Source organism: Paraburkholderia sp. RL17-373-BIF-A, from assembly GCF_046030175.1.
Lineage (GTDB): Bacteria > Pseudomonadota > Gammaproteobacteria > Burkholderiales > Burkholderiaceae > Paraburkholderia.
In genome coordinates this window covers 1-4,555 of the sequence record NZ_JARESO010000156.1, presented here as the reverse complement: position 1 = coordinate 4,555, position 4,555 = coordinate 1, and the positions used below count along the sequence as shown (strand labels likewise).

Sequence of the window (4,555 nt, the reverse complement as noted above, 5' to 3'; positions counted from 1 at the left end):
GGTCGCGCAACCGGGTCAAGTTACTGTTCTACGAGCGCACCGGCTTCTGGCTGATGCTGCGCCGCCTTGAGCAGGACCACTTCGTCTGGCCACGTCGACCACAGGCGGTAATCGAGTTGACGACCGAACAACTGCATTGGCTCCTTGAGGGCATTGACGTTGACGCAGTGCGCCGCCATCCATCACGGCGGTACCGCCACGCGAGTTGAACGCCGGGGCGTTCCCGGTAAAACAACGGGGCGGCTGGACGGTTACAAATTCCCGTAAACCCATCGCACGCAGTCCTTCGCTACCTTGGCAGCATGAACGAAGACGATTTCTCCCGATTGCCGTCGGCCGCCCAGGCCTATATCCGTGAACTCGAGACACGCAACCGGCAACTGGGCGAACGGGTTGCCCAGCTGGAGGAGCGGTTCCGCCCGGCACAGAGCAAACGCTTCGCGCCGAGCAGCGAGAAGCTCGGGGATCGCGTCTTCGACGAGGCTGAACAGATTGCCGCCACCGACGACGAGGACGCCGGCGATGTCGAAGACACGGTCGAGCTGCCCGATACTGGCCTGCCAGATGTACCCGGGCCGGCACGAAACAGACCCGGACGCAAACCGTTGCCGGCACACCTGCCACGTCAGCGCCTCGAATACGACCTGCCCGAAGAGCAGAAGGTCTGCCCGAGCTGCGCACACGCACTTCACCGCATGGGCGAAGAGGTCAGTGAACAGTTGCATATCGAGGTGAAAGCGTCCGCGCAGCAGCACGTGCGTTTCAAGTATGCGTGCCGCCACTGCGACCGCCATGCCGAACACACACCGGTGATCACCGCACCGATGCCAGCGCAGCCGTTGCCGGGCAGCAATGCCAGTGCGGCGATGATCGCTACCGTCACCGCAGGAAAGTACGTCGATGGTACGCCGCTGTACCGGATGGCTCACGCGCTCGCGCGCGCAGATATCGAAGTCGGACGTGGCACGCTGGCAAACTGGATCATCCGGCCCGCTGAACTGCATTACAGCCGGCTCTACGAGGCACTGCGCAGGACGCTGCTGTCGCAGCCATTGAACCGGAACATCCCAGCCTCCCGAGCATCTTCACGATCGTCGTCAGTTCTTCGACGTTAGCTTCGCCAAGGTCGAATTCGACACCGTTGGGCAGCTTCACGTGGACCGCGATGGTCATCGACGACATTGAAGGAGTCGGTGGCGCTGGCAACCACGGCGCCGGTGGTGCAGAAACGACGGGCACAAATACCGCTGGAGTACCGACATTCAAAGGGCCATCGGATGTTGATGCGGGCAGATCGACCGGAAAGCCGTCGCCCGTCATCGGGTCCGGATCTCCCGGTGCCTGCAAAATCTGCAGTTGCTGATAGCGCGCTATCCATCGGCGCAACTGGTTCGCATTGACGCCGTGATCCATGGCCGTTCGTGCAACAGACACGCCTGGCTTCAGGCACAGTGCGACCAGTTCCCGCACAGCATCTTCGCCATATTCCCGCCGGCCATCGCGCTTATGGCCGACTACCAGCCTGCTTCGAAGGTCTTGTTTCTCTGTCATTGAGGTCTGAGTGCATGTGTCCACGCGGACACCTGGCTTCAGACCTTCCGCTCCTCAGTGGAAGGGCGTCGTTAAATGACGGCTTACGAATGATCCACCTCGAAGCCGCGCTCCGCAATCATCTCCTCCAGATTGCGCAGGCTCAACGAATACGCCACATACCAGCGTACGCACAGCAGAATCACGTCCAGCGGGTAGGGCAGCCCCTCAGTACCTTGCCAACGCCCGTGGGCAGCGCCTTGCGCGGTGTCTTCGTCTTGCCATCATGTTCGCCATGTGTTTTGCTCCGACAGATTCTACCTGACTGCGTTATTGCGACAGAGCCTCATTCTTTCCTAAACCCAATTTGCATCCCGGGCGGTAATATCGACAAGCGGCGCTTCCCCCGCGCCGCTCCTTCGGTCACGTCATGGAGTTAGCCGCAGATTGTCTGCGGCTTTTTTTCTCCCTGCCGCGCTCAGGTCAGGGGCGAGGCGATCGTCCAGTTCGCACGTCCGGAAAGCCGGGCGGTGCGTTGGAAAACTATATCCCAATGTTCGGATTCGGCCTTGTTCGGATGGGGGATCATCTCATTAGCCTGCCAGGAGTACCTACACTATGCCTGTTGTGACTGCGCAAACTTTTGCGAGAGCCTTTTTCGGTAAAGGTCATGTTGATGGCCAGGCAATCTGTTTCGCGGGCGGAACGCACGAAGCCTTCCGGCGGGGCGCGAACGGAAAAAGCGTTCCCACTTTTAGCAGGGAGGTCTTCCGGCGCGTCACGGACAACGCTGAAGAAAGCATGGGAAAACTGGCGGGGGACTTCGATATTTCATGCTCACGTGGGACCGTGACGGCGACGATCACCTTGTTGACCGCTTTTATTGGACTGCTCATCGAGCGGGTTTGCAAGAGCATCAGCAGTCACCAGAAAGAAGACGCCGTAACACACGCGGTAGTCGATCTTCATGAAAGAATCCTATCCGGTGAGTCCGGTAACGCTTTCTTGTCCAAGGGCCCGGGCAATCGTTCCGTTTCAATAGGGTTGAAACACGGGGGTGAGCTGGAGGTTTCCGAGGACACAGACGAGAACGGCACAGTCCTCACCATTACTGTGAGAACTGGCGCGACGTCTGAGTCTTTTGCCATCAAGGATGGCACCATCGATGACCTCAGGGCAGTTCTGGAACAGGACATTGTTCGCCACGAGGCAGATCATCATCTGTACGGGGAAGCCGTTAAACGCATCCCGGGAGTGAAACAGGTTTTACTCCGAGGGGGCAAGTTGGACCTGAAGGGGGAGAACCTGAGCGGGATGGACCTCAGCGGGATGGACCTGCGCGAGGCGAAACTGAGCGGGGCGGAGCTGTTCGAGGCGAACCTGAGCCGGGCGAAACTGAGCCAGGCGAAACTGAGCGGGGCGAACCTGAGCCGGGCGAACCTGAGCGGGGCGGATCTGCGCTGGGCGGACCTGCGCGGGGCGAACCTGAGCGGGGCGAACCTGAGCGGGGCGGACCTGCGCGAGGCGAACCTGAGCGGGGCGAACCTGAGCGGGGCGAAGCTGAGCGGGGCGGCCCTGAGCGGGGCGAACCTGAGCGGGGCGAACCTGCGCGGGGCGAACCTGATCCTGGCGAACCTGCGCGAGGCGAACCTGCGCGGGGCGGACCTGAGCCGGGCGGAGGTGCGCGGGGCGAACCTGAGCGGGGCGACCTTGCATCAGACGACGTTCTCGCTGGGAGCTCTTTTGCACTACTCTCATCAGTTTACCGATGAAATGCTTTCCGGGATCGTCTTCGCTGGGTTATCAGAGGACCTGGGCCGTTCGGAGATACGCGATATTCTCTTTAACCACCGGAACAATCCTCAATCGGGCAGCATCCTGACTGCCATAGACTCGCGTTTAAAGGGTGAAAACAAACTCCGCTGTATGGAACTGGCTATCAAGGCGCTTGACGACGCCATGAACGCAGGTGTCAGGGATCCTGATGTTGATGCCGTGGTCACAGAGTTCCTGTTCGGTCATCCTGAGTATCAGCAAAGTGATGTAATCCAGTCTTTCGTTCAGAAGGCGGTTGGCAGGCTGTTCCTGAGCTCTCGGGACGTTTCCCTCACGCTGGATGGCTGGTCCTCGCACGGACTGGGGATCATGCTCGACCATGCCCAGGCGCAGCTGGCACAACCGGCACCCGGGGGATACGCATGGGCTCGTGCGAACGGCTTCGGTTTGCTGCAGATACTGGAGGCGGCCGGGCAGCACCCGGAGCTGCGTGAAAAGGCAATGGCGCTGCGCAAGCATTACCTGGGGGTGCTTCCTGCAACACTGGTCCAGTTTGCAGAGAGTAACGCTCAGGACATAGGTGAGGAGCCGACATATTATTTTCCGTTGATTGCCCGAGACCGGGAGGTTTGCCTCCTGGTGAGCAGCGATGATTACGGGAACGGTATGCGCGCGCCCGGGGAGCCGGGTGACAACCTCGGCAGTCTATACGTTACGGCAGACTGGAGCCGCGAGAATGTGCCCCGTCACGAGGCCTATCCGGTGTACACGACCGACCACCTTGCCCAGTTCCCCGTGTTGCAGGCCAGAAGCATCGCGCGAGCCGCGAACCAGGCGTTAGAGAACATGGTCAAGTGCCTGCTTCCTCCGGTGTATGTTGGAGGATACCTGCTCGGATCCTCCAGCGGAGCAAAGCAGGATTGGACAACTGCGTCGATCCAGAGGGATCTGAAGCTGTTCATCATGCCGCTGATTGGGCGTGATCCTGATCCTGACGTTATCGTGACGTACGGTGCGTTTTCGGATGTGCGTGTTTCAGAAGACACGCTGAAACAGCTCTTTACTGAGGCCGAGAAAGTGCATGGTCCCATGAACGATGTCGAAAGGTCTTTTTACCTCAGAACACAGGCAGCCGCACTGTCGTACGCAAGCAGTACGAAGTTGTTTGGCAAGGAAGTGGATTCGCCAGAAGCGCTGCGTGCGCTGGCGGCCGCGATGCTCAATGCTGCCGATGACCTGGATCCTGGTG

Annotated in this window: 3 protein-coding genes and 2 pseudogenes; 3 read left to right on the top strand and 2 right to left on the bottom strand. The window is 59.9% G+C overall.

Going from position 1 to position 4,555, the window contains the following annotated elements; all coding sequences use genetic code 11:
* Both tnpB and P0D80_RS48740 read left to right on the top strand, forming a co-directional pair.
* The coding region (gene tnpB / locus P0D80_RS48745) for an IS66 family insertion sequence element accessory protein TnpB (protein WP_408295553.1) at nt 1-209 on the top strand (209 nt) is incomplete at its 5' end.
* A gap of 93 nt (nt 210-302) precedes the next feature.
* A pseudogene (locus P0D80_RS48740) lies at nt 303-1,055 on the top strand (IS66 family transposase); the annotation flags it as partial.
* Here P0D80_RS48740 and P0D80_RS48735 read toward each other — a convergent pair.
* Both P0D80_RS48735 and P0D80_RS48730 read right to left on the bottom strand, forming a co-directional pair.
* Nucleotides 982-1,551: a transposase gene (locus tag P0D80_RS48735; RefSeq protein ID WP_408295550.1), complete on the bottom strand. Its 570-nt coding sequence runs from the start codon at nt 1,549-1,551 to the stop codon at nt 982-984. The pseudogene P0D80_RS48740 and the gene P0D80_RS48735 overlap by 74 nt on opposite strands.
* A gap of 86 nt (nt 1,552-1,637) precedes the next feature.
* A pseudogene (locus tag P0D80_RS48730) lies at nt 1,638-1,786 on the bottom strand (IS6 family transposase); the annotation flags it as partial.
* 362 nt (nt 1,787-2,148) lie between these two features.
* On the opposite strand from P0D80_RS48730, the gene P0D80_RS48725 reads away from it, so the two are divergent.
* A partial coding sequence (locus P0D80_RS48725; RefSeq protein WP_408295547.1) for a pentapeptide repeat-containing protein occupies nt 2,149-4,555 on the top strand: 2,407 nt, incomplete at its 3' end.